Raw genomic sequence first — 21,087 nt, forward strand, 5'->3', positions numbered from 1 at the left:
GCGGGTAGTTTTCTGTCATGACTGAGGACACCTTCCGCTCGGTGGCGATCGAGCGCGCCAGCCTGGGCAACTACGTCGTGCGGAACTCCCGTGGCGGGTCGCTGTCGTTGGGCACTGGCGAGGACGGCAGTTTCACACCGGTGGAGTTGCTGCTGGCCGCCATCGGCGGTTGCACCGCTGTGGACGTGGACCACATCACCAGTCGTCGTGCCGAGCCGACCGGGTTCGCCGTCGCCGTCACCGGTGACAAGATCCGGGACGAGGCCGGCGGAAACCGGATGCGGAACCTGCGGGTCGAGTTCACAGTGACGTTCCCGGAGGGCGCGGAGGGCGACGCGGCCCGTGCGGCGCTGCCCCGGTCGTTGCAGCAGTCACACGATCGGTTGTGCACGGTCTCCCGTACCGTCGAGCTCGGTACTCCCGTAGCGATCGCCGAGGGCCCCGGGCCGACCGGAGACTGATCGGCGCTGAGCACCGCTACTCAGGCCCGTGTGGTTCGTCTGTGTGAGGGTGACGGCATGCGTCGACTACTGGTGCCACTGCTGATCGTCCTCACCGTGGTGGCGGCGTGCGCCGACCCGAACGCCCGTCCGGGTCACTCGGACCCGACGGTCGCGGAGCCGGCGCCCACCGAGCTGCTCGCCGACGGCAGTGTGCCCTGGGCCGACCTGAAGATCACCGACGAGGACCTCAACGGCCGCCCTGCCGCGCCGAGAACGCCGGGCGCCGGCAGCAGACCGTGCCGGGCGGAGCAGCTGACCGGCCGGCTCACCACCTGGACGCGGCCCGGCACCGGCGGTGAGACGCCGCGGGGCTTCGACGCCGCCATCGGCAAGCTCATCGGCGAAGTGGACGTGCGGAACTCGTCGACCGTCGAGTGCACCCTGCAGGGCGAGGTGCCCACGACCATGCTCGCTGGCGGCCGTGAGGTTCCGATGCTCTACACCCACGACATCAACGAGGAGGGCCGCACCCGGGTGGTCGCCGTGCCGGCCGGCGGCAACGCCAGCCTGCGCCTGGACTGGTCCGGGCCGTTCTGTCAGCCGGTGAAGGGGTCGTTGGAGCTCGCGATCGACCTGCCGCACAACGGCGGCAGATTGCGCGCACCGGTCACCGCCGACGAGCGTCCGGGTTGTCCGCAGGGGGAGGGGGTCCACCCCCGCGCGCGGGGGACGCTGTCCGCGAGCGGGTTCACCGACCCGGTGACGGTGTCGAAGCCCCCGTCCTCGCCGCTCGAAAAGCTCAGCGTCGCTGTCAAGGGGCCGACGACAGCCGTCGCCGGGTCGCGGCTCACCTTCCGGGTGACGCTGGGCAACCCGACCGACGGCCCCCTCGCGCTGGACCCGTGCCCGGCCTACCTGATGGAACGGTTCTCGCTCGGCGACGCGACAAACGACGCGGTGAACTCGGCCCAGCTGTACCGGCTGAACTGCCTCGCGCTTCCGCAGATCCCCGCCGGCGGCAGTGCCGTGTTCGAAATGGTCGCCGAGGTGCCGGCCTCGATGCGGGCCGGGCGGGAGCTGACGGTCACGTGGAAGTTCTATCTGCCGCACTACGTGCAGCGGAGCAACCAGTTTGGTGTCCTCACCCTCACCGTCGTCTGAGGAAGGGCGCTGCCGGGCCAGACGCACCGGCAGAGTCGACCTCGGCGAGAACGAGGGATAGATGCTGTTGAGGGTATGGGAGCGCTCCCGTAACATACCTGACGCGGCCTGTTAACGCTCACAATCGGTCACCGCACAGCGACCGCCACCAATGTATAGGCCGCCGTCCCGCGAGGAGGGTGCTATATGACCAGATCCAGAGCCACCAATGTCGCTCTGGTTGCGGCCGGCGTCGGCTTACTGGTGTCGTCGACAGTTGTCGCGGCGCTGCCGGCCGGCGCCGCGGCTGAGGGTTGTTCGGTGAACTACGCCGTGTCGTCACAGTGGCAGGGCGGCTTCGGCGCCAACGTGGCGATCACGAACCTGGGTGACCCGTTGAGCAGTTGGACGTTGACCTGGTCGTACGGCGCCGGGCAGACGGTGACGCAGGCCTGGAACACGTCGCTGACGCAGAGCGGGTCGGCGGTGACCGCGAAGAACGTGAGCTACAACGGTGCGGTCCCGGCCAACGGCTCTGTGTCCTTCGGGTTCAACGGGTCCTGGACGGGCAGCAACCCGGCACCGACCAGCTTCGCCCTGAACGGTGTCACCTGCACCGGTGGCACGACGCCGACCGACCCGCCGCCCACTGACCCGCCGCCGACCGATCCGCCGCCGACGACCCCGCCGCCGAGCGAGACGTGCAACCTTCCCTCGACGTACCGGTGGTCCTCCACCGGGGTGTTGGCCACCCCGAAGTCGGGCTGGGTGTCACTCAAGGACTTCACCGTCGCCCCCTACAACGGCCAGCAACTCGTCTACGCCACCACCCACGACACCGGCACCCGGTGGGGCTCGATGAACTTCGGCCTCTTCACGAACTACTCGCAGATGGGCTCGGCCAGCCAGAACGCGATGAACAACGCGACAGTCGCACCGTCGCTGTTCTACTTCGCGCCGAAGAACATCTGGGTGCTGACCTACCAGTGGGGTGGGCCCGCGTTCTCCTACCGGACCTCGACCAACCCGACAAACCCGAACGGCTGGTCGGCGGCGCAGACGCTGTTCAGCGGAAGCATCACCGGCTCGGGCACCGGCCCGATCGACCAGGCGGTCATCGGCGACGACCAGAACATGTACCTGTTCTTCGCCGGTGACAACGGCAAGATCTACCGGGCCAGCATGCCGATCGGCAACTTCCCGGGCAGCTTCGGCTCCAACTACACGACCATCATGAGCGACACCACCAACAACCTCTTCGAGGCCGTTCAGGTCTACAAGCTCCAGGGCCAGACCCGTTATCTCATGATCGTCGAGGCGATCGGTTCGCAGGGTCGCTACTTCCGCTCGTTCACGGCCACCAGCCTGGGCGGCTCATGGACGCCGCAGGCCACCAGCGAGAGCAACCCGTTCGCCGGCAAGGCCAACAGCGGCGCCACCTGGACCAACGACATCAGCCACGGTGAGCTGCTGCGCACCAACGCCGACCAGACCATGACCGTCAACCCCTGCAACCTGCAACTGCTCTACCAGGGTCGTTCCCCCAGCTCCGGCGGCGACTACGGCCTGTTGCCGTACCGGCCGGGTCTGCTGACCCTGCAGCGCCCGCTTTGATCATGCTCGACTGACCCGCAAGGGGCGGGCTCGGCGTCACGCCGAGCCCGCCCGCACCACGCCGGGCGCGCTTGATCCACTCGGGTTCATGGAAGTCGCGGTATCCCGATCGTCCTGACGCCGCGACTTTCTTGAACGCGAGTCGATCACGCAACGGCAGCGCTGTGCTGCGAGACTGGCTCGACGCCGGTCTGCCGCACGTCGAGAGGGCGAACGGGCTGGGGCAGCCAAAGTTGCTCGACACCTGGCATCGGATCGCCCCCGTGACGTCTGACTGACAAAGACGGGATACGACACGCGCCATCGGGGCGGCCCGTGGACGACGAGTTTGGGACGATGCGCCGGTCGACCTACCGACATCACCCGGCTCGAAGGGATCCCCCGCGATGGCAAAGGTCATCTCCACGTTGTTCATCTCGGCCGACGGTGTGGCCGAGATCGACCCTGACTGGCACTTCCCGTACTTCGACGAGAACATGGGCCGCGCCGTCACCGAGGACTATGACGCCGCCGATGTGCTGCTCATCGGCCGCGAGACGTACGACAGCTTCGCCGGGGCCTGGCCCGGTCGGGAGGCCGCGGGTGGCGACGACGCGCCGTTCGCCAAGCAACTCGGCGACATGCGCAAGGTCGTCGTCTCGCGCCAGCCGCTGGAGTTCTCCTGGCGCAACTGCGAGCTGATCGACGGGGACCTCCTCGACGCCGTCACCGCGCTCAAGGCCGATGCCGGCGTCCGGGGAATCCTCATCCCCGGGTCGATCTCCGTCGTGCAGCAACTGCTCGCCGCCGGCCTGGTCGACGAGCTGCGTCTGTTGGTGCATCCGGTGGCCGCGCGCAAGGGCCGCAAGCTGTTCGACGAGGGAGACGCGGCGTACCACCTGCGACTGGTGGCAACGGAGGCGTTCCCGACCGGCGTCCTGCGCGTGATCTACGCGCCGGGCACGGCACCGACTCCGGTCGGCTACGACGAGATCAAGGAGCAGGTGCAGGCCGGAGGCTAGTGCGCGGCGTGGGCGGTTCGGCGGGAGGAGCAGCGCGAGTGGGGTGAGGTGCGCGGCAACCTCACCCGCGCCATCTGATTGACCACCACAGATGCATCCCACACTTCGGACCATCATTTAGTGAGGTTCATCGATATTGACGGTGGGCGTCGACGGCGACAGGATCTCGGGCACCACCACCCCTGATCCCTCCTGGGAGGCGCCATGACCCGTCCCCGCCTGCCCCGCCTGCGGGCAGCCACCCGGTTGGCAGCACTCGCCCTCGCCACCGCCGGCGTGCTGCTCACCGTCGCCACCCCCGCCAGCGCCGCCGTGCCCACCGGCCGTTACGTCGCGCTGGGCGACTCGTACACAGCCGGCCCGCTGATTCCCACCCAGGTCGACCTCAACTGCCTGCGGTCCAACCGCAACTACCCGTCGCTGGTGGCGGCGTCCGCCGGCTCGTCGTCGTTCGCCGACGTGAGCTGCTCCGGCGCCACCACTGACGACATCCTCTACGGCGGTAGCGGCCAACTGGGCATCACGTTGCCGCCGCAGCTCAACGCGGTCACGTCGAACACGTCGCTGGTGACGGTGCAGATCGGCGGCAACGACATCGGCTTCTCCGGCATCATCGGCGACTGCGCGCAGGCGAGCGTCAGCAGCCCGCTCGGCTCTCCGTGCAAGAACCGGTACACCGCCGGAGGTGTCGACCAGTTGCAGGCGCGGATCGTCGCCGCCACGCCGAAGATCACCGCCGTGCTCCAGGCGGTCCGGCAGGCCGCACCGGGCGCGCGGGTCGTGGTGCTCGGCTATCCGGCGATCCTGCCGGACAGCGGTTACGGCTGCTGGCCGGTCGTTCCGATCGCCTACCAGGACGTGCCGTACCTGCGTGGTGTCGAGAAGTCGCTCAACGCGATGCTTGCCAGCGTCGCGAGCGCCAACGGCGCCACCTACGCCGATGTCTACACCCCGTCGATCGGCCGCGACTCGTGCAAGGGCAGCGGCACCCGGTGGGTCGAGGGTCTGGTGCCGCAGAATTCGGCAGCGCCGTTCCACCCCAACGCCCGAGGTGAGCAGGGCATGGCCACCGCCCTGATTGCCAGGCTGAACGGCTGACCATGCCGTAGACGGCCGAGCCCGCCCCGCCGGCAGCGGCGGGGCGGGCTCGGCCTGCGGTGCGCCGACGCGACGCGGTGCCCAGCCTCGACGTGCTTGAGATCGAGGAGTACCGGGTACCGAAAGCTATGCCGAATGTGGGGCAAGTCGTCGGAGACCGTTACCGCCTGGTCGAAAGCATCGCCAGCGGCGGAATGGGTGACGTGTGGCGGGCGGTCGACGAGACACTCGACCGCTGCGTGGCGGTCAAGATGCTGCACCCACGGTTGGTTACCGACGGCGGCTTCGGTGAGCGGTTCCGGCGCGAGGCGCGGGCGATGGCGGCCCTGCGTCACCCAGGTGTCGCCCAGGTCTACGACTACGGTGAGGTGTCCCAATCCGGAGCGCTGGTCCTCGCCTACATCGTGATGGAGTGCGTGCAGGGGCAGCCCCTGTCGGAGCGGATCGCCGAGCTCGGCCGGCTGGACGTGGCCGAGACGATGTCGATCGCCGTGCAGTCCGCCAGAGCGTTGCAGGCCGCGCATGACGCCGGTGTCGTCCACCGTGACGTCAAACCCAGCAATCTGATCATCGAGCCGGACGGACACGTCGTACTCGTCGATTTCGGTGTTGCGGTGACGCAGGAAGCGACGAGCCTGACCGGAACGAACCAGATCGTCGGCACTGCCCTGTACATGGCACCCGAGCAGGTCGCGAAGAACGAGACAACACCAGCGATCGACATCTACGCGCTGGGGGCTGTCGTCTACCACTGCCTCGCCGGCCGGCCACCGCACCAGGGCGAGAATGCCGTCGCGGTGGCGCTGCGGCACCTCGAGGAGGAACCGTCGCCGCTGCCGGAGGACGTTCCGGCGGAGGTCCGGCGGGTGGTCGCCACAGCGATGGCCAAGGAGCCCGCCAACCGCTTCCCGACGGCAGCGGACCTGGCCACGGCAGCGGACACGGCCACGGCGGCGCAGACACTCGCGGACCCGTCCGACCACCTGCCGTCCACCGCCACCGGGGCGACCGAGATCGGGGTGCGGACCGAGGTCACCTCTGCCCGGCGGTCGGCCCTCGGCGGCACGGTGGGCCGGGCCGTCACTCCTGGGCCCAGAGCGCTCGCGGTGCTTCTCGGATCAATGGCCGCCGCGGCTGCCGTCCTGGTGCTCGCCGATCCCATCGGGATCATGCCCGGCCCGACCGGGCGACCGTCGACGCCTCCCGCGGTGTCGCCAACGGTGCCGACCGAGCGGGAACCAGGCCCCGGCGTGGGTGGCGGTGAACCAGCCACCCGCAGTTCTGCGGGCCTGCCGGTCCGGGCGCCCGGCTCCCCGACCCCGACGCCCACCCGGGACGAGGAGACGGTGGATCCGTCGACGCCGTCTGGTGGAGGCACTACCGATGCGCCCGGTCCCACCGCGTCCGAGAGCGCTCCTGCGGAGCCGACGAAAGCCCCGACGGCAGCCCCGACGGGCGGAACGACAGCGCCGTCGACCTCGGGGCCGACGGAGAACCCGGCGGCGGACCCATCCGCGCAACCTCCGGCGGAGGAATCGACTGCCGGAGGAGAGACGGCGGTGCCGCAGGTGTAGCGCACGGCGGCAACGCCCCGTGGTCTCGCAACTCGTGGCGCAAGATCCGCCCTTTGCTCTGCACCCGCGGAAACGCCGTTGAGTTGTACGTCGGCGGTGCCTCGGCGGGTGCAGCGCAAGGGGCACGTCGCGCGGGGTCGGCCCGAGGCCGTCATGGGAACCGAGGCGGACGGGGGAGTGGCCTGCGCAACGCAGCACTGGCGTGGCGACCGAGGCCGCCACGCCAGTGCTTCGATGTCAGGTACTGATCAGGGTCAACTGGTGCGGCAGCTGATCGTCGGCCAGTTCCAGTTGCCGTTGGCCATGATCGTTATGCCGAAGTTGTTCCCGTTGCCGTTCGGCGTCGCGGTGACGGTGCCGCTGTTGCCGTTGACGGCGGCGTTCCAGCTGTTCTGAATGCTCTGACCGCCACCGAGGCCGAGGCTGACGACCCAGTTGTTGGTGCCGCTGACCGCGACATTGAGGTTGAACCGGTCACCCCACTGCTGGCCGGCGGAGATCGTCGCGTTGCAGTTTCCGGTCCCCGGATTGCCGGTGGTGGGCGGGTTGGTCGGGTTGCCGCCGCCGCTGCCCTCCCGGACGGTGATGTCGGAGCTTCCGCTGCTCTGGTAACCCTCGGTGGCCATCACCTGATAGCTGTGGTTGGTGCCGAGGTTCAGGCCCGCCCGGGCCCAGGCGTCGAAGTGATTGGCGGTGGTGATGGTGCCACTCGACCGCTTCTGCTGGCGGACGCTCCAGAACTGGTAGAACGTCTGGTTGCCGTCGATCGACGGGGCGTTGACCCGCTGGCTGCGGAGGATGTCGTAGGTGCCGCCGTCAGTGGTGACAGTACCCATCCGCTGGGCGCCGCTGCTCGGGTTGTAGCTGCCGAAGTTCTCCACCACGTAGTACTCGATGAGCGGGTTGCGCGTCCATCCGTACAGGGCGAGGTAGGTGTTGTTGTTACCCGGGTTGTAGCTGCCCGAGTAGGTGACCGTCCGGCGGTTACCGGTGGCCCAACCCTTGCCGCCGACCCAGTTGTTGGTGCTCCTGTCCCAACTGCTGGTGTATCGGCCGTCGGCGCGCAACGTCATGCTGGCGTTGCCGCTGTCCTTCCAGAACGAGAAGTAGTACCCGTTGTGCGTGCCGGTGAGGTTCGACGTGAGGGTCCGGTCGGCCTCGGCGTACGCGTTGGTGGCCGTCATCGTGCCGGCGACGGCCACGACGGCGGCGCAGGCGGCGCCCAGGAGCAGCCGCATACGGCCGCGGCCTCTCGGTTTGGTGTGGCTGGTGTCGGTCATGGAACTGTTGCCTCCTCTGACGGCTGGCGGGGGCCAGCGGCGCGGTACGCCTCGGCAGGCTGCCGGTGGTCGGGGGACGGCCACGGCGTCGTACCGCTCGGTGGTGGTGGGCCGGTCGTCCTGCACGACGATCGGAGAAGTGGGTCGTGGTGGCTGGTGCTGACGACAATCGAGCGCCGTCGATGGCGACCGTATTAACCCAGCCGTCGACTTGTCAACAATTTTCGGAAACAGGCTGGCAACACCGCTGCCGTCACCGGAGCGGCATCCATCCAGGTCAGTAGTCGATCAGAGTCCGGGACGGTCACCGCGGCGTCGCAACAGCCGAACAACGGTCGGGGTGGGGCCGCCGAAAGTTCCGGAGACTTTCCGGACCAGGTGTCCCGGCCGTGGCCGGTGGCAGGGGCAGCCGCTCCAGTTGCCCGAGCGGTCAGCGACGACGCAGGGCGTTGAGCCGGGCGGCCTGTCGGGTCAGATGGTCGCGTTCAGCGAGGTTGAGGGCCTGCTGGGCGGCCTCGGCGTACAACCGCGCCGCCGTTGCCAGATCACCGTCGCGCTCGTGCAGGTACGCCGCCACCGCCGTGTACCGGGGCAGTGCGTCGTCCACCGCCGCGAGCGCCGTCAGGCCGGCCCTGGGGCCGTCGGCCTCACCGACCGCCACCGCGCGGTTGAGTCGGACGACAGGGTTCGCGGTCAGGCGCGCCAGTTCGTCGTACCACTCCACGATCTGCACCCAGTCGGTTTCCGCGGCGGTCGGCGCGTCCGCGTGCAGCGCCGCGATGGCCGCCTGGGCCTGGAACTCACCCAGCTGGTCGCGGGCCAGGGCCGCCTGCAGGATCTCGACGCCCTCGGCGATCGACCGGGTGTCCCAGCGGCCGCGGTCCTGCTCGGCGAGCGGCACCAGGCTGCCGCCGGGGGCGGTCCGGGCGGCGCGCCGGGCGTGGTGCAGCAGCATGAGGGCGAGCAGCCCCGCCACCTCGGGGTGGTCGATCGCGGCCGCGAGCTGCCGGGTGAGCCGGATGGCCTCGGCGGCGAGGTCCACGTCGCCGGAGTAGCCCTCGTTGAAGACCAGGTAAAGGACGCGCAGCACTGTGGCGACGTCACCGGGTCGGTCGAACCGCAGCCCGGAGACGGTGCGCTTGGCCCTGCTGATGCGCTGCGCCATGGTCGCCTCGGGCACCAGGTAGGCGTGGGCGATCTGCCGGGTGGTCAGCCCGCCGACGGCGCGCAGCGTGAGCGCGACCGCCGACGACGGCGTCAGCGACGGGTGGGCGCACAGGAAGTAGAGCTGGAGCGTGTCGTCCACAGCGGGAGCGGGCCCTGGCGCCGGCTCCTCGTCGACGAGATCCTCGCGCCGACGGCGAGCGGTGTCGGCCCGGGCCGCGTCGAGGAAGCGTCGCCACGCCACAGCGGTCAGCCAGCCCTTCGGGTCGCGCGGCGGGTCGGCCGGCCAGACCCGGACCGCCTCGACCAGGGCGTCCTGCACGGCGTCCTCGGCCGCCGCGAAGTCGATTCCGCGGCGGACGAGGATCCCGAGGACGCTCGGCGTGAGACTGCGCAGCAGCGTCTCGTCCATCGGAGCCGTCACTCCGTGATGGTGGGGGGCTCGCTCAGGAACGGGCGCAACTCCAGCCACTCGTGGATCGGCTTCCCGCCCGCCCCGGGAGCGGCCGACAGCTCCCCGGCCAACTCAACGGCCCGGTCGTAGCTGTCGACGTCGATCACCATCCAGCCGGCGATGAGATCCTTGGTCTCCGCGAAGGGGCCGTCGGTGACCGGGGGCCGGCCCTCGCCGTCGTACCGGACCCACGCTCCCTCCGGGGCGAGCGCCTGAGCGTCGACGAACTCGCCGGTGCCCTCGAGTCGGGCCGCGAAGTCGCGCATGTACTGCATGTGGGCTGAGATCTCCGCCGGCGTCCACTGGTCCATGGGTACGTCGTTCACCCCGGCCGGGCCGCCCCGGTAGTGCTTGAGCAGCAGGTACTTGGCCATCGTGATGCTCCTCGGTGTTGGCTGCGACCCATCGTGGTCACGTTCACTCCGGGGACGAAGCCGGTCGGCATTTCTCGACATGGCTGTCCGATTTTTTTCCTCCCGCAGGTTAACCTCGGGTGAATCGTCCGCCGTTGGGGTACCTCGGGCGGCGCAAAACTTGATTCGTTCCAAAATAGTGAGCTAGTGTTCGTACCCGTGATGTCCGACTTCGAGGCGCAGCTGCGGGCCGTCTCGTTGCGCGTGACCCGGCCCCGGCTGGCGGTGCTCGCGGCGCTGCGCGACCACCCGCACGTCGGCACCGACGCGGTGATCGCGCTGGTCCGCGCGGAGCAGCCCACGGTCTCCCACCAGGCGGTGTACGACGTGCTGCGCGTGCTCACCGACGCCGGCCTGGTGCGGCGCATCCAGCCGGCCGGGGCGACCGCCCGCTACGAGTCCCGAATCGCTGACAACCACCACCATGTCGTGTGCCGCTCCTGCGGCGCCATCGCCGACGTCGACTGCGTCGTCGGTCACGCTCCCTGTCTCACCGCCTCGGGCGACCACGGTTTCACGGTCGACGAGGCGGAGGTCGTCTACTGGGGCACCTGCCCCGACTGCGCGACCGAACGCACGCCCCAGAGATCCGCAAGCTCGGAAGGAAGTACATGAGCGACACCCAGGACAACGGCCCCGTCAGTGCGCAGGGCGTGGACCAGAAGGCGGCGGCCGGCTGCCCGGTCGCGCACGACTCGGTGACCGCGCACGGCAGTGAGAGTGAGAACCCGGCGATCGACTCGCCGACCCCGAAGACCGGTGGTCGTCCTCGCACCAACCGGGACTGGTGGCCCAACCAGCTCGACCTGTCGGTGCTGCACGCCCACTCGTCAAAGGGCAACCCGCTGGGCGAGAACTTCAGCTACGCCAAGGAGTTCGCGAAGCTCGACGTCGAGGCCCTCAAGCGCGACATCGTCGAGGTGCTCACCACCTCGCAGGACTGGTGGCCGGCCGACTTCGGCCACTACGGCGGCCTGATGATCCGGATGAGCTGGCACGCCGCCGGCACGTACCGGATCGAGGACGGCCGCGGCGGCGCCGGCGACGGTGGGCAGCGGTTCGCCCCGCTCAACAGCTGGCCGGACAACGCCAACCTGGACAAGGCCCGCCGGCTGCTCTGGCCGGTCAAGCAGAAGTACGGCCAGAAGATCTCCTGGGCCGACCTGATCGTGCTGGCCGGTAACGTCTCCCTGGAGTCGATGGGCTTCAAGACCTTCGGCTTCGGCTTCGGTCGCGAGGACGTCTGGGAGCCCGAGGAGATCTTCTGGGGTCCGGAGGACACCTGGCTGGGCGACGAGCGCTACGCCTCCGAGAAGGAGATGGCGGCCGGCGTCGGCTCGACCGAGATGGGGCTCATCTACGTCAACCCGGAGGGCCCGCGCGGTAACGCGGACCCGGCCGCAGCGGCGCACTTCATCCGCGAGACCTTCGGCCGGATGGCGATGAACGACGAGGAGACCGTCGCCCTCATCGCCGGTGGTCACACCTTCGGTAAGACCCACGGTGCCGGCGTCGCCGACAACCACGTGGGCCCGGAGCCCGAGGGTGCCCCGCTGGAGGCGCAGGGCCTGGGCTGGCTGAGTACCCACGGCAGCGGCAAGGGCGGCGACACGATCACCAGTGGTCTCGAGGTGACGTGGACCGACGTGCCGACGCAGTGGAGCAACCGCTTCTTCGAGATCCTCTTCGGCTACGAGTGGGAGCTCACCACCAGCCCCGGCGGCGCGAAGCAGTGGGTCGCCAAGGACGCCGAGGCGATCATCCCGGATCCCTTCGACCCGGCGAAGAAGCACCGACCGACGATGCTCACGACCGATCTGTCGCTGCGCGTCGACCCGGCGTACGAGAAGATCTCCCGCCGCTTCCTGGAGAACCCCGACCAGTTCGCGCTGGCCTTCGCCAAGGCGTGGTACAAGCTGCTGCACCGCGACATGGGCCCGATCGAGCGCTTCCTCGGGCCGTGGGTGGCCGAGCCGCAGCTGTGGCAGGACCCGGTGCCGGCCGTCGACCACGAGCTGGTGGGCGACGCCGACATCGCCGCCCTCAAGGCGAAGGTCCTCCAGGCCGGTCTCACGACCGACCAGCTGGTCTCCACCGCGTGGGCCTCTGCCGCGAGCTTCCGGTACACCGACAAGCGCGGCGGCGCCAACGGGGCGCGCATTCGCCTCGAGCCGCAGCGCAGCTGGGAGGTCAACCAGCCCGAGCAGCTGGCCACCGTCCTCACCGCCCTTGAGGGCATCCAGCAGGAGTTCAACGCCGCTGGCGGGGCGAAGATCTCGCTCGCCGACCTGATCGTGCTGGCCGGTTCGGCAGCCGTCGAGAAGGCGGCGCGGGACGCCGGCGTCGAGGTGACGGTGCCGTTCCGGCCGGGCCGCACCGACGCGACCCAGGAGCAGACCGACACCGACTCCTTCCGGGTCCTCGAGCCGCGCGCCGACGGTTTCCGCAACTACCTGCGCGCCGGCGAGAAGACCCAGCCGGAGGTGCTGCTCATCGACCGTGCCTACATGCTCAACCTGACCGCGCCCGAGATGACCGTCCTCATCGGCGGCCTGCGCTCCCTCGGCGCCAACGTCGGCGGCAGCCGGCACGGTGTGCTCACCGACCGGCCGGGCGTGCTCACCAACGACTTCTTCGCCAACCTGCTCTCCCCGGGCACCCGGTGGAGCGCGTCGAAGTCCGACGAGCACGTGTACGAGATCCGCGACCTGGCCACCGATGAGGTGAAGTGGACCGCCACCGCGGTCGACCTCATCTTCGGGTCCAACTCGCAGCTGCGCGCCCTCGCCGAGGTCTACGCCAGCCAGGACGCCCGCGACAAGTTCGTGGCCGACTTCGTGACGGCCTGGACCAAGGTCATGGAGCTCGACCGGTTCGACATCGCCTGACAGGTACCACCGACGAGCCCCGGCCGATCCGTCAGGATCGACCGGGGCTCTTTCGGTACCGTGCCATCCGATCTGACCTCTTTGTCCGTGCGTCAGTGCCGGTGGTGGGTTCCCCAGGCTCCGAGACGCTGTGCTGGCGAGTCGGTTACCCCCGGGGGTATGGTTGCCTCCAGGAGGTGCCGATGAAGCTTCGACCGGAGATGACCTCGGATGCGCTGACCCGGCTCAAGCGGGCGCGTGGGCAGCTCAACGCGGTTATCGAGATGATGGAAAGCGGTCAGGATTGCCGCGAGGCGCTGACCCAGCTCGCGGCGGTGTCGAAGGCGATCGACCGCGCGGGTTACAAGATCATTGCGTCCGGGATGCGGCACTGTGGGGCCGCGCGTGACCGTGGCGAGGAGCCGGAGATGACCGAGGAGGAGCTCGAGAAGCTCTTCCTGGCTCTCGCCTGAGGCGCGGCCGGGCCCTGCCGCCCGAGAGGGGGCCCGGACCGTCGCGTCGGGGCACGGCCGGGCGGGGCATCGTCCCCGAAGGGCCGCCGCGTCGGCGGCGATCCGACTCCAGGCTCGGTATCGGGGGGGTCGCGGCTTGACGGATACCCGCATTTCCGCGACACGGAGTCGATGAAGCGGCGACCGGGTGCGGCGGGCCTGCGCCTCGCGCGGGCAGAGCGGTAGCTGGTCGGCGACGCCCTCCGCCGACTGGCGATGGCGTGAGCGGGTAATCGTGTGGGTGAAGAACCGAACAGCAGTGTGTCGTCTATATACCCCCCGGGGTATTTCGAAGGAGCGCAGGACATGCCAGTTGAGGTTTCCGTCGTCGCGACGTCCTCCCTCGGTGATCGCAGCTACGTGGCGTCGGACGGGCAGGTCGCGATCGTGGTCGACCCCCAGCGCGACATCGACCGGATCATGTACCTCGCGGGGGAGAAAGGCGTCCGGATCACCCACGTCCTGGAGACGCACCTGCACAACGACTACGTTTCCGGCGGGCTGGAACTCGCCCGGATCACCGGCGCGCACTACCTGGTGGCCGCAGCCGACGAGGTCGGCTTCGAGCGGACGTCGGTCTCCGACGGCGACCAGGTGACCGTCTCCGACTCCCTTCGCCTGCGGGTGATCGCCACGCCAGGTCACACCTTCCACCACCTGTCGTACGTCCTGGACGTGGCCACCGACGTCGGCTGGGAGGCAACCGGCGTCTTCACCGGCGGGTCGCTGCTGTTCGGCACGACGGGCCGTACCGACCTGCTGGGCCAGCACCACGCCCACGAGTTGGCCCAGCACCAGCACGCTTCGGCGAAACGGTTGGCGGATCTGCTACCCGACGGTGCGCAGGTGTGGCCGACGCACGGGTTCGGCAGCTTCTGCTCGGCCAGCCAGTCCGACGCTCCGGAGTCGACCATCGGCCGGGAGAAGGAGAAGAACCCCGTCCTGCGGCTGGCCGCGGACGACTTCGTCACCGAGACCCTCGCCGGCCTCGACGCCTACCCGGCGTACTACGCCCACATGGGGGTGGTGAACGTCGGCGGCCCGGCCCCGATCGACCTCACGCCGGTGACCCGCGCCGACGCCGCCGAACTACGCGAGCGGATGACCGATGGGGAGTGGGTGGTGGACCTGCGGCACCGCAAGGCGTACGCCGCCTCGCACCTGACCGGCACGGTCAGTCTCGGTCTGGACGGTCCGATGGCCACCTGGCTCGGTTGGCTGATCGAGTGGGGGGTGCCGATCACCCTGCTCGCCGAGACACCGCAGCAGGTCGCCGACGCCCAACGTGAACTGGTCCGCATCGGCATCGATCGCCCCGCCGCGCAGGCCACCGGCGACGCCGGGCAGTGGGCCACTGAGCCCGGTCAGCTGCGGGAGTTGCGGATGGCGGACTTCGTGGCCCTCGCGGCGGCTCGGAAGGGCCACGTCCCAGACGGTCTGCCCGGCGCGGACGTGATCCTCGACGTGCGGATGACCAACGAGTGGCGGACCAGCCACATCGACGGCGCCGTGCACATCCCGCTGCCCGACCTGCCCCGGCGGCTGGCCGACGTACCGACCGGCGCCGTCTGGGTGCACTGCGGTTCCGGCTACCGGGCCACCGCCGCCGCCTCTCTCCTGGCGAACGCCGGCCGCGAGGTGGTCGTGGTCGACGACGCGTTCGGTCAGGCCCAGGTCGCCGGCCTCGAACTGGTCACCGCCGCCTGACCTGAACGGTCCGCACCACCGGCCGGCGCCACCGCCGCCGGCCAGCATCCCCCTGCCATGACAGCTGGCACCTCATCCAGGAAAGAGGAGAAATGAGTACTTCCGAGACCGCGCGCGCCGCCACGCTCGACGCCACCGGCCTTCGCGAGCTGATCGAATCCGGTCGTGCGCCCCGCGTGCTGGACGTGCGTACCCCGACGGAGTTCGAGACGTCGCACATCCCCGGCTCCTACAACGTGCCGCTCGACCTGCTCAAGGAGCACCGCCAGGAGGTGCGTGACCAGCTGGACGAGGACGTCGTTCTGGTGTGTCGCTCCGGTGCCCGCGCAGTCCAGGCCCGGCAGGCACTGGCTGAGGCCGGCCTGCCGAACCTGACGGTGCTGGACGGCGGCATCATGTCCTGGCAGGCGGCCAACGCGCCGATCACGCGGGGCGTGCCCCGCTGGGACCTCGAACGTCAGGTTCGCCTGGTGGCCGGCTCGATCGTGCTGGTCAGCGTTCTCGCCTCGGTGTTCGTGCCGCAGCTCAAGTGGGTGGCCGGGTTCATCGGCGCCGGTCTCACCTTCGCCGCTGTCACCAACACCTGCGCCATGGGGATGATGCTCAGCAAGCTGCCCTACAACCGGGGTGCCACCGACCTCGACACCGTCGTCGGCCAGCTGCGCGGGAGCGCCGTGAAGCGGGCATGACCGCCACCCTGGCGCTGACCATCGGGCTGGCCGTGCTGATCGGGGTCAGCCTCGGGCTGTTGGGCGGGGGCGGGTCGATCCTGGCCGTACCGCTGCTGGTCTACGTCGCCGACCTGCCCACGAAGGAGGCCATCGCGACGTCGCTGCTCGTCGTCGGTGCCACCAGCCTGGTGGGCGTCATTCCGCACGCCCGCGCCCACCGGGTGCGCTGGCGCACCGGCCTGATCTTCGGTCTCGCCGGCATGACCGGCGCCTACGCCGGTGGTCGCCTGGCCGGGCTCATCCCCGCCGGAATCCTGCTCACCGGGTTCGCGGTGATGATGCTGGCCACCGCGGTCGCGATGATCCGTGGCCGACGCCAGGCCGACGGCACTGTGGTGCCGCACGAACTGCCGGTACCGCGGGTGATCCTCGACGGTGTGGTGGTCGGACTGGTGACCGGCCTGGTCGGCGCGGGCGGCGGCTTCCTGGTGGTACCCGCCCTGGCGCTACTCGGTGGCCTGCCGATGTCGGTCGCGGTCGGCACCTCGCTGGTGGTCATCGCCATGAAGTCGTTCGCCGGCCTGGCGGGCTATCTGGCCAGTGTGGACATCAACTGGGGCCTCGCGGCAGCGGTCAGCATCGCCGCCATCGCGGGCAGCTTCGTCGGCGGACGGCTCACCGATCGGATCCCGGCGGACATCCTGCGCAAGGCGTTCGGCTGGTTCGTCGTGGTGATGGGCGTCTTCGTCCTCGGCCAGCAACTGCCCGACGACCTGCGGACCAGACCGCTGCTCTGGGCCGGTGTCGGCGTCGTCGCCGCGATCACCGTGACGCTGACCGTCCGGCACTCCAGGAGAGTGCCCGAACCGACCGGATCATCGTCCCGCCACTGACCATCGGCCAGCCTGGGTGTGCACGGCGGGGCGGGAGCCGTTGCGGCTGTCCAGGGCGTTCATTCGCTGGTCGACCTGGCTCTACCGCCGTCCGCGTAGATGTCATCCAGATGGCATTTCACGAGTCACGATTCCCACCGATGATTTTTTTATCTGGATGATCGGCTGGCGGACGGGCCCGTTCATGGCAAGGTGTTGATCTGCCCGGGCGCGGGCGCGCACCTAGTCACGCAGGGAGTCATCGTGGCCCACCCCGACCTGCAGACCGACAATGTGGACCAGCGCACTGGACATCCCGCGATTCCCCGGCAGCGGGACGAGGGTGTCTCGGCGCGGCAGCCGCTCGATACGCGGGCTGCCGGACGTGACACCACCGGAGCGGACGCGAACTGGCGTCCGCTGCGGATCGCGATGATCGGTCAGAAGGGCATACCGGCGACCTACGGCGGGATCGAACGGCACGTGGAGGAGATGGCGAGCCGGCTGGCCAGCTACGGGCACGAGGTCACTGTCTACTGCCGCAGAAGCTACGGTGAGACGCCGGCCGACGGCCACCGGGGCGTACGGCTGCGCCAGGTTCACACGATCGCCAGCAAGCACCTCGACGCCATCGTCCACGCGGCGGCCTCGACGGTGGCGGCGATGACGGAGCGGCCCGACATCGTGCACTACCACGGACTCGGGCCGAGCCTGGTCTCCCCGATGCCGCGTTGGCTCTCCCGGGCACGGGTGGTGCTCACCGTGCATGGCCTGGACAACCAGCGGGCCAAGTGGGGGTTGGCCGCACGGACGGTGCTGGGGACCGCCCACTGGCTCAGCGGGTACGTCCCCCATCAACGGGTCGCGGTCTCCCGTGGGCTCGTCGCCCACTACGAGAACCGGTTCGGTCGGCCCACCACCTATATCCCGAACGGGGTGAACCCGGCCCGACCGGTACGGACCCGCCAGATCCAGGAGCGGTTCGGGCTGGCCCCCGGCGGCTACCTGCTGCTGGTTGGTCGGCTGGTACCGGAGAAGGCGGCCGACCTGCTGATCCGTGCCTTCCGCCGTACCGACACCCGGATGCGACTGGCGATCGTCGGCGGGTCGTCGTTCACCGACGACTACGTGGACAGGCTGCGCCGCGAGGCCGACGGGGACGACCGGATCGTCTTCACCGGATTCGCCTACGGCGATCTGCTCACCGAGCTGTACGCCAGCGCCGCCGGGTTCGTGCAGCCGTCCCGGTTGGAAGGGCTGCCGCTGACGTTGCTGGAGGCGGCGGCGTACGGACTGCCCGTGGTCGCCAGCGACATCGCCCCCCACGTCGAGGTGTTGGAGTCCGACGCCGCCGGGAGGCGGTTGTTCCGCGACGGCGACGAGGACGATCTGGTGCGGGCGTTGCGGACGCTGCTCGCCGATCTGGCCGGTGAACGGGCTGGCGCGGCGGCACTGGGCGACCGGGTGACCGGGACGTACAGCTGGGACACCGCCGCGCGCGAGTTGGAGCGGTTGTATCTCGGCCTGGTTCCGCAGCCCGGGCGACGGACGAGGACACGAGTCACGGCCACCGGCTGACCGAAGGGGGTCATCCACCGGGTCAGCCCGGCGGATGACGTGCCAGTCGGTGCAACGGCCCCTTCTGCCGTCGGGGTGACAGGACTAGATTGAACCGATCTTGTGCCGGGAGGACATCGGTTGGCCGCGCCCGGCAGCGGCCGGGCAGCGCCGATTCAGTTCAGTGGGATCAGTGGAACAACACACGCAGCAGGACACTCCGCTCATGACCAGGCGGCTCGACCCGACCCGCCTGCTCACCGGCGGAGCGGCGCTGGCCGCCGCGGTCGTGGCGGTGGTCGCTGGTGTCTCCATGGCCGCCGGTGACCGCCGGGGCATGGTGCTGCCGCTCGCGGCGGTCGCGGGGATCGCGGTGGCAGTCCTCGCGTTGACCCGGTTCGCCGGGTACGTGCTGCTGATGCTTGCGGTGCGCTCCTGCGTCGACCTGTTCAAGCTGACCGGCCCGAGCGCAGGCCAGGCGGACTCCGCCGGAACGGCCCGGGCGGCGGACCCCTCCACACTGCTCGCAGTGCTGTTCCTCCTCGCCGCCGGGCTCTGGCTGGCCGCACAGCTCAGCCGGCGCGGGCGGCTACGCGGCTCCCCGCTCAGCTGGGCCATGCTGCTCGTCGGCGCCAGCAGCGTGGTCAGCGCCCTCGGCGCCAGCCGGCCGGCGAACAGCCTGTTGGAGGCGCTGCGGATCCTCACCGTGGTGGTGATGTTCGTGGTGCTGGAACAGCTCATGCCGGACACTGCGGCGATCCGTCGGGTCCTGCTCGCCTGCTACGCCTCGCTGGTGCTGGCGCTCGGCTACACCGTCGTGCTGTCGCTGCTCGGCAACCCGCCCGCCGAGGTGAAGGGCGACTTCACCCGGATCAGCGGCACGTTCAGCCAGTCGACCACGTTCGGTCGCTACCTGATGTTCATGGTCATCTTCGGGTTCGCTGTGTACCGATTCCTGGATCGTCGCCTGCGGGCGTCCCTCGGGGTGCTGCTCGCGCTCTCGCTGCTGTTCCTGCTGCTGACCAACACCCGCAGCGCCCTGCTCGGTGCGGCGATCGGCCTGGTGGTGGTCGCGGCGCTGCATCGCAGCAAGCGGATGCTGGTCACCCTCTGCGTGGTGGCGGTCGCCGGGGTGGCACTGGTGCCCGCCGTCGGCGAACGCTTCGCCCAACTCGGCACGTCCCGCGAGGTCGGCGGAGACCCGACCGGAAACACCCTGGCCTGGCGGATCGGTTACTGGACCGAGATCGTCACGCTCGCCGACCGGAACCCGGTGACCGGCATCGGGCCGAACATGACCCAGCGGGAGACCGACGAGGCGAAGAAGCCGCACAACGACTTCCTGCGGGCGTACGTGGAGACCGGGCTGCTCGGTCTCGGGGCGTACCTGCTGATGCTGTTCGCCTTTCTGCACACCGCCCGGACCGCGCTGCGGCGCGCGCCTCCAGGCAGCTTCGAGCGTGGCGTCGCGGTCGGGTTCACCGGCTGCGCCGCCGCGTTCGTGGCGGTCAGCGCCGCCTCCAACGTCATTTCCAACGTGGTCACCCTCTGGTACTTCGTCGCGTTTGCCGCGGCGGCCAGCGTGATCGCCCGCCAACCGGCTCCGAACCTGAGCGGCGAGCAGCCACGAGGCACGTCCGTCCCGGTTTGACTGAACGACAGCATTGGGGAAAAAGGTGGAGATCGTCGACTACCTGCGGGTCGCCCGGCGGCGCCTCTGGGTACTCGTGGGGGTGCCGGTGCTCGCCGCTGGCGCCGCGGCAGCCATCGTCCTGTTGGCGCCACAGCAGTTCAGCGGGACCGCGTACGTGGCGGCACCGGCCCTGGTGGGCGGCGCGGCCGGGACGCAGTACACCGGTACGCAGGCGGCGAACCAGTTCGTCGCGGCGTTCGGCGCGGCGGTCACCTCGCCCCGCGTCCTCGCCGACGTGGGCGCTGACACCGGGGTGCCGCCGGAGCGGTTGCGCGACGGGCTCGCCATCACCCAGGTCGGCGCGAGCAGCCAGTTGGAGGTGACGTACACCGCAGGCGACCGGGCGACTGTCGCGCCGGTGCTGACCGCGACCACCACCCGGGCGCTGGCCTTCCTCTTCTCCTCCCAGGTCGGCATCGCCACCGGCGAGGTCGAGGCGGCCAACGCCGACGTCACCGCGGCGACCAAGGCGATCGGTGAGTGGGAGAAGGCGAACAAGGTCTCCCAGCCGGACCGGATCTACCAGGCCACGCTGGGCGAACTGACCAGCCTGCGCCAGCAGCAGCTCTCCATGCAGGCGGTCGGCAACGGCCGAGGTGTCGACGCGGCGACCGCCGCGATCACCGCCGCCCAGAAGAAGCTCGACGAGCTGGGGCCGAAGCTCCCCGACTACCAGGCCCTGCTCGCCCAGCGGGACGCGGCCACCAACGCCCTGTCCCAGGCGCGGGAAGGGTTGCAGGCGGCGCGGGCGCAGGCCCAGGCCGCCGATCCGAAGCAGGTGACAAGCATCGGCGAGACGCACGAGGTGAGCCGGATGACGGAGCTGGTGCGCACCGTCCTGCCGGTGGGCGGCGCGGGTCTGCTGCTCGGGGTGCTGCTGGTGGGCGTACTCGAACTGCTCTCGCGGGGTCGTGCCGCTGCCCGGCCGGTGGCCCCGGCGGCGAGCACCTCGGCCCCCTCGGCGTCGGCGGAGACCGTGACCGCGGCACGGCCGTGACCATCGGAGAACGGGCCGCCGGGTGCGTGC

The 21,087-nt window shown here is 70.0% G+C and carries 18 protein-coding genes; 15 read left to right on the forward strand and 3 right to left on the reverse strand.

What is annotated here, in order from left to right; translation table 11 throughout:
* Positions 1-17 precede the first annotated feature (17 nt).
* From AB0K35_RS23655 to AB0K35_RS23680, 6 genes are all read left to right on the forward strand, one after another.
* Positions 18-461 (forward strand): OsmC family protein, encoded by a 444-nt coding sequence (locus tag AB0K35_RS23655; protein WP_357362387.1) that lies wholly within the window; start codon positions 18-20, stop codon positions 459-461.
* Positions 462-518: 57 nt separating this feature from the next.
* On the forward strand, positions 519-1,604 hold the full coding sequence (locus AB0K35_RS23660) for a hypothetical protein (protein WP_363887595.1): 1,086 nt from the start codon (positions 519-521) through the stop codon (positions 1,602-1,604).
* A 186-nt stretch (positions 1,605-1,790) separates the two neighbouring features.
* Positions 1,791-3,197 carry a non-reducing end alpha-L-arabinofuranosidase family hydrolase gene (locus tag AB0K35_RS23665; protein ID WP_363887598.1) on the forward strand — a complete coding sequence of 469 codons (1,407 nt, stop codon included), beginning with the start codon at positions 1,791-1,793 and terminating at the stop codon, positions 3,195-3,197.
* A gap of 386 nt (positions 3,198-3,583) precedes the next feature.
* On the forward strand, positions 3,584-4,198 hold the full coding sequence (locus AB0K35_RS23670; RefSeq protein WP_238668516.1) for a dihydrofolate reductase family protein: 615 nt from the start codon (positions 3,584-3,586) through the stop codon (positions 4,196-4,198).
* A gap of 204 nt (positions 4,199-4,402) precedes the next feature.
* Complete coding sequence (locus AB0K35_RS23675) at positions 4,403-5,296, forward strand: SGNH/GDSL hydrolase family protein (protein WP_357362398.1); 894 nt, start codon at positions 4,403-4,405, stop codon at positions 5,294-5,296.
* Between the two features lie 59 nt (positions 5,297-5,355).
* Complete coding sequence (locus AB0K35_RS23680; protein ID WP_363887601.1) at positions 5,356-6,870, forward strand: protein kinase; 1,515 nt, start codon at positions 5,356-5,358, stop codon at positions 6,868-6,870.
* Between the two features lie 254 nt (positions 6,871-7,124).
* Here AB0K35_RS23680 and AB0K35_RS23685 read toward each other — a convergent pair whose 3' ends face one another.
* The 3 genes from AB0K35_RS23685 to AB0K35_RS23695 all read right to left on the reverse strand — a co-directional run bounded on the left by AB0K35_RS23685 (position 7,125) and on the right by AB0K35_RS23695 (position 10,142).
* Positions 7,125-8,150, reverse strand: a complete 1,026-nt coding sequence (locus tag AB0K35_RS23685; RefSeq protein ID WP_238668513.1) for a glycoside hydrolase family 11 protein — start codon at positions 8,148-8,150, stop codon at positions 7,125-7,127.
* A gap of 430 nt (positions 8,151-8,580) precedes the next feature.
* Positions 8,581-9,726 (reverse strand): DUF6596 domain-containing protein, encoded by a 1,146-nt coding sequence (locus tag AB0K35_RS23690; protein WP_238668661.1) that lies wholly within the window; start codon positions 9,724-9,726, stop codon positions 8,581-8,583.
* An 8-nt stretch (positions 9,727-9,734) separates the two neighbouring features.
* Positions 9,735-10,142, reverse strand: coding sequence for a YciI family protein (locus AB0K35_RS23695; RefSeq protein ID WP_238668512.1), 408 nt, complete (start codon positions 10,140-10,142; stop codon positions 9,735-9,737).
* A gap of 198 nt (positions 10,143-10,340) precedes the next feature.
* On the opposite strand from AB0K35_RS23695, the gene AB0K35_RS23700 reads away from it, so the two are divergent.
* The 9 genes from AB0K35_RS23700 (at position 10,341) to AB0K35_RS23740 (ending at position 21,057) form a co-directional block, all read left to right on the forward strand.
* Positions 10,341-10,796 carry a Fur family transcriptional regulator gene (locus AB0K35_RS23700; RefSeq protein ID WP_308193459.1) on the forward strand — a complete coding sequence of 152 codons (456 nt, stop codon included), beginning with the start codon at positions 10,341-10,343 and terminating at the stop codon, positions 10,794-10,796.
* Positions 10,793-13,069 carry a catalase/peroxidase HPI gene (gene katG / locus AB0K35_RS23705; RefSeq protein WP_363887606.1) on the forward strand — a complete coding sequence of 759 codons (2,277 nt, stop codon included), beginning with the start codon at positions 10,793-10,795 and terminating at the stop codon, positions 13,067-13,069. The genes AB0K35_RS23700 and katG overlap by 4 nt, the downstream gene beginning before the upstream one ends.
* Positions 13,070-13,251: 182 nt before the next feature.
* Positions 13,252-13,521: a metal-sensitive transcriptional regulator gene (locus AB0K35_RS23710; protein WP_091309408.1), complete on the forward strand. Its 270-nt coding sequence runs from the start codon at positions 13,252-13,254 to the stop codon at positions 13,519-13,521.
* A gap of 345 nt (positions 13,522-13,866) precedes the next feature.
* Entirely contained in the window at positions 13,867-15,267 is a 1,401-nt protein-coding gene (locus AB0K35_RS23715; RefSeq protein ID WP_363887609.1) for an MBL fold metallo-hydrolase, read from the forward strand.
* A 92-nt stretch (positions 15,268-15,359) separates the two neighbouring features.
* Positions 15,360-15,956, forward strand: coding sequence for a rhodanese-like domain-containing protein (locus AB0K35_RS23720; protein WP_238668509.1), 597 nt, complete (start codon positions 15,360-15,362; stop codon positions 15,954-15,956).
* The gene (locus AB0K35_RS23725; RefSeq protein ID WP_363887612.1) at positions 15,953-16,831 is read left to right on the forward strand and encodes a sulfite exporter TauE/SafE family protein; all 879 of its coding nucleotides are present in this window, start codon (positions 15,953-15,955) and stop codon (positions 16,829-16,831) included. Before AB0K35_RS23720 ends, AB0K35_RS23725 begins: the two co-directional genes overlap by 4 nt.
* 243 nt (positions 16,832-17,074) lie before the next feature.
* The gene (locus AB0K35_RS23730; RefSeq protein WP_238668507.1) at positions 17,075-18,388 is read left to right on the forward strand and encodes a glycosyltransferase family 4 protein; all 1,314 of its coding nucleotides are present in this window, start codon (positions 17,075-17,077) and stop codon (positions 18,386-18,388) included.
* A 205-nt stretch (positions 18,389-18,593) separates the two neighbouring features.
* Positions 18,594-20,018 carry an O-antigen ligase family protein gene (locus tag AB0K35_RS23735; protein ID WP_363887614.1) on the forward strand — a complete coding sequence of 475 codons (1,425 nt, stop codon included), beginning with the start codon at positions 18,594-18,596 and terminating at the stop codon, positions 20,016-20,018.
* A gap of 25 nt (positions 20,019-20,043) precedes the next feature.
* Complete coding sequence (locus tag AB0K35_RS23740) at positions 20,044-21,057, forward strand: Wzz/FepE/Etk N-terminal domain-containing protein (RefSeq protein ID WP_238668505.1); 1,014 nt, start codon at positions 20,044-20,046, stop codon at positions 21,055-21,057.
* The last annotated feature ends 30 nt before the right edge of the window (positions 21,058-21,087 follow it).

The organism is Micromonospora sp. NPDC053740, from assembly GCF_040677775.1.
Classification (GTDB): domain Bacteria; phylum Actinomycetota; class Actinomycetes; order Mycobacteriales; family Micromonosporaceae; genus Micromonospora; species Micromonospora alfalfae.

Bases quoted from the DNA above. Each gene is read 5' to 3' on its own strand.
- AB0K35_RS23735 (WP_363887614.1), top strand. From the start codon at position 18,594: ATGACCAGGCGGCTCGACCCGACCCGCCTGCTCACCGGCGGAGCGGCG.
- AB0K35_RS23715 (WP_363887609.1), top strand. From the start codon at position 13,867: ATGCCAGTTGAGGTTTCCGTCGTCGCGACGTCCTCCCTCGGTGATCGC.
- AB0K35_RS23685 (WP_238668513.1), bottom strand. From the start codon at position 8,150: ATGACCGACACCAGCCACACCAAACCGAGAGGCCGCGGCCGTATGCGG.
- AB0K35_RS23720 (WP_238668509.1), top strand. From the start codon at position 15,360: ATGAGTACTTCCGAGACCGCGCGCGCCGCCACGCTCGACGCCACCGGC.
- AB0K35_RS23655 (WP_357362387.1), top strand. From the start codon at position 18: ATGACTGAGGACACCTTCCGCTCGGTGGCGATCGAGCGCGCCAGCCTG.
- AB0K35_RS23675 (WP_357362398.1), top strand. From the start codon at position 4,403: ATGACCCGTCCCCGCCTGCCCCGCCTGCGGGCAGCCACCCGGTTGGCA.
- AB0K35_RS23710 (WP_091309408.1), top strand. From the start codon at position 13,252: ATGAAGCTTCGACCGGAGATGACCTCGGATGCGCTGACCCGGCTCAAG.
- AB0K35_RS23665 (WP_363887598.1), top strand. From the start codon at position 1,791: ATGACCAGATCCAGAGCCACCAATGTCGCTCTGGTTGCGGCCGGCGTC.
- AB0K35_RS23690 (WP_238668661.1), bottom strand. From the start codon at position 9,726: ATGGACGAGACGCTGCTGCGCAGTCTCACGCCGAGCGTCCTCGGGATC.
- AB0K35_RS23695 (WP_238668512.1), bottom strand. From the start codon at position 10,142: ATGGCCAAGTACCTGCTGCTCAAGCACTACCGGGGCGGCCCGGCCGGG.
- AB0K35_RS23725 (WP_363887612.1), top strand. From the start codon at position 15,953: ATGACCGCCACCCTGGCGCTGACCATCGGGCTGGCCGTGCTGATCGGG.
- AB0K35_RS23670 (WP_238668516.1), top strand. From the start codon at position 3,584: ATGGCAAAGGTCATCTCCACGTTGTTCATCTCGGCCGACGGTGTGGCC.
- AB0K35_RS23660 (WP_363887595.1), top strand. From the start codon at position 519: ATGCGTCGACTACTGGTGCCACTGCTGATCGTCCTCACCGTGGTGGCG.
- katG (WP_363887606.1), top strand. From the start codon at position 10,793: ATGAGCGACACCCAGGACAACGGCCCCGTCAGTGCGCAGGGCGTGGAC.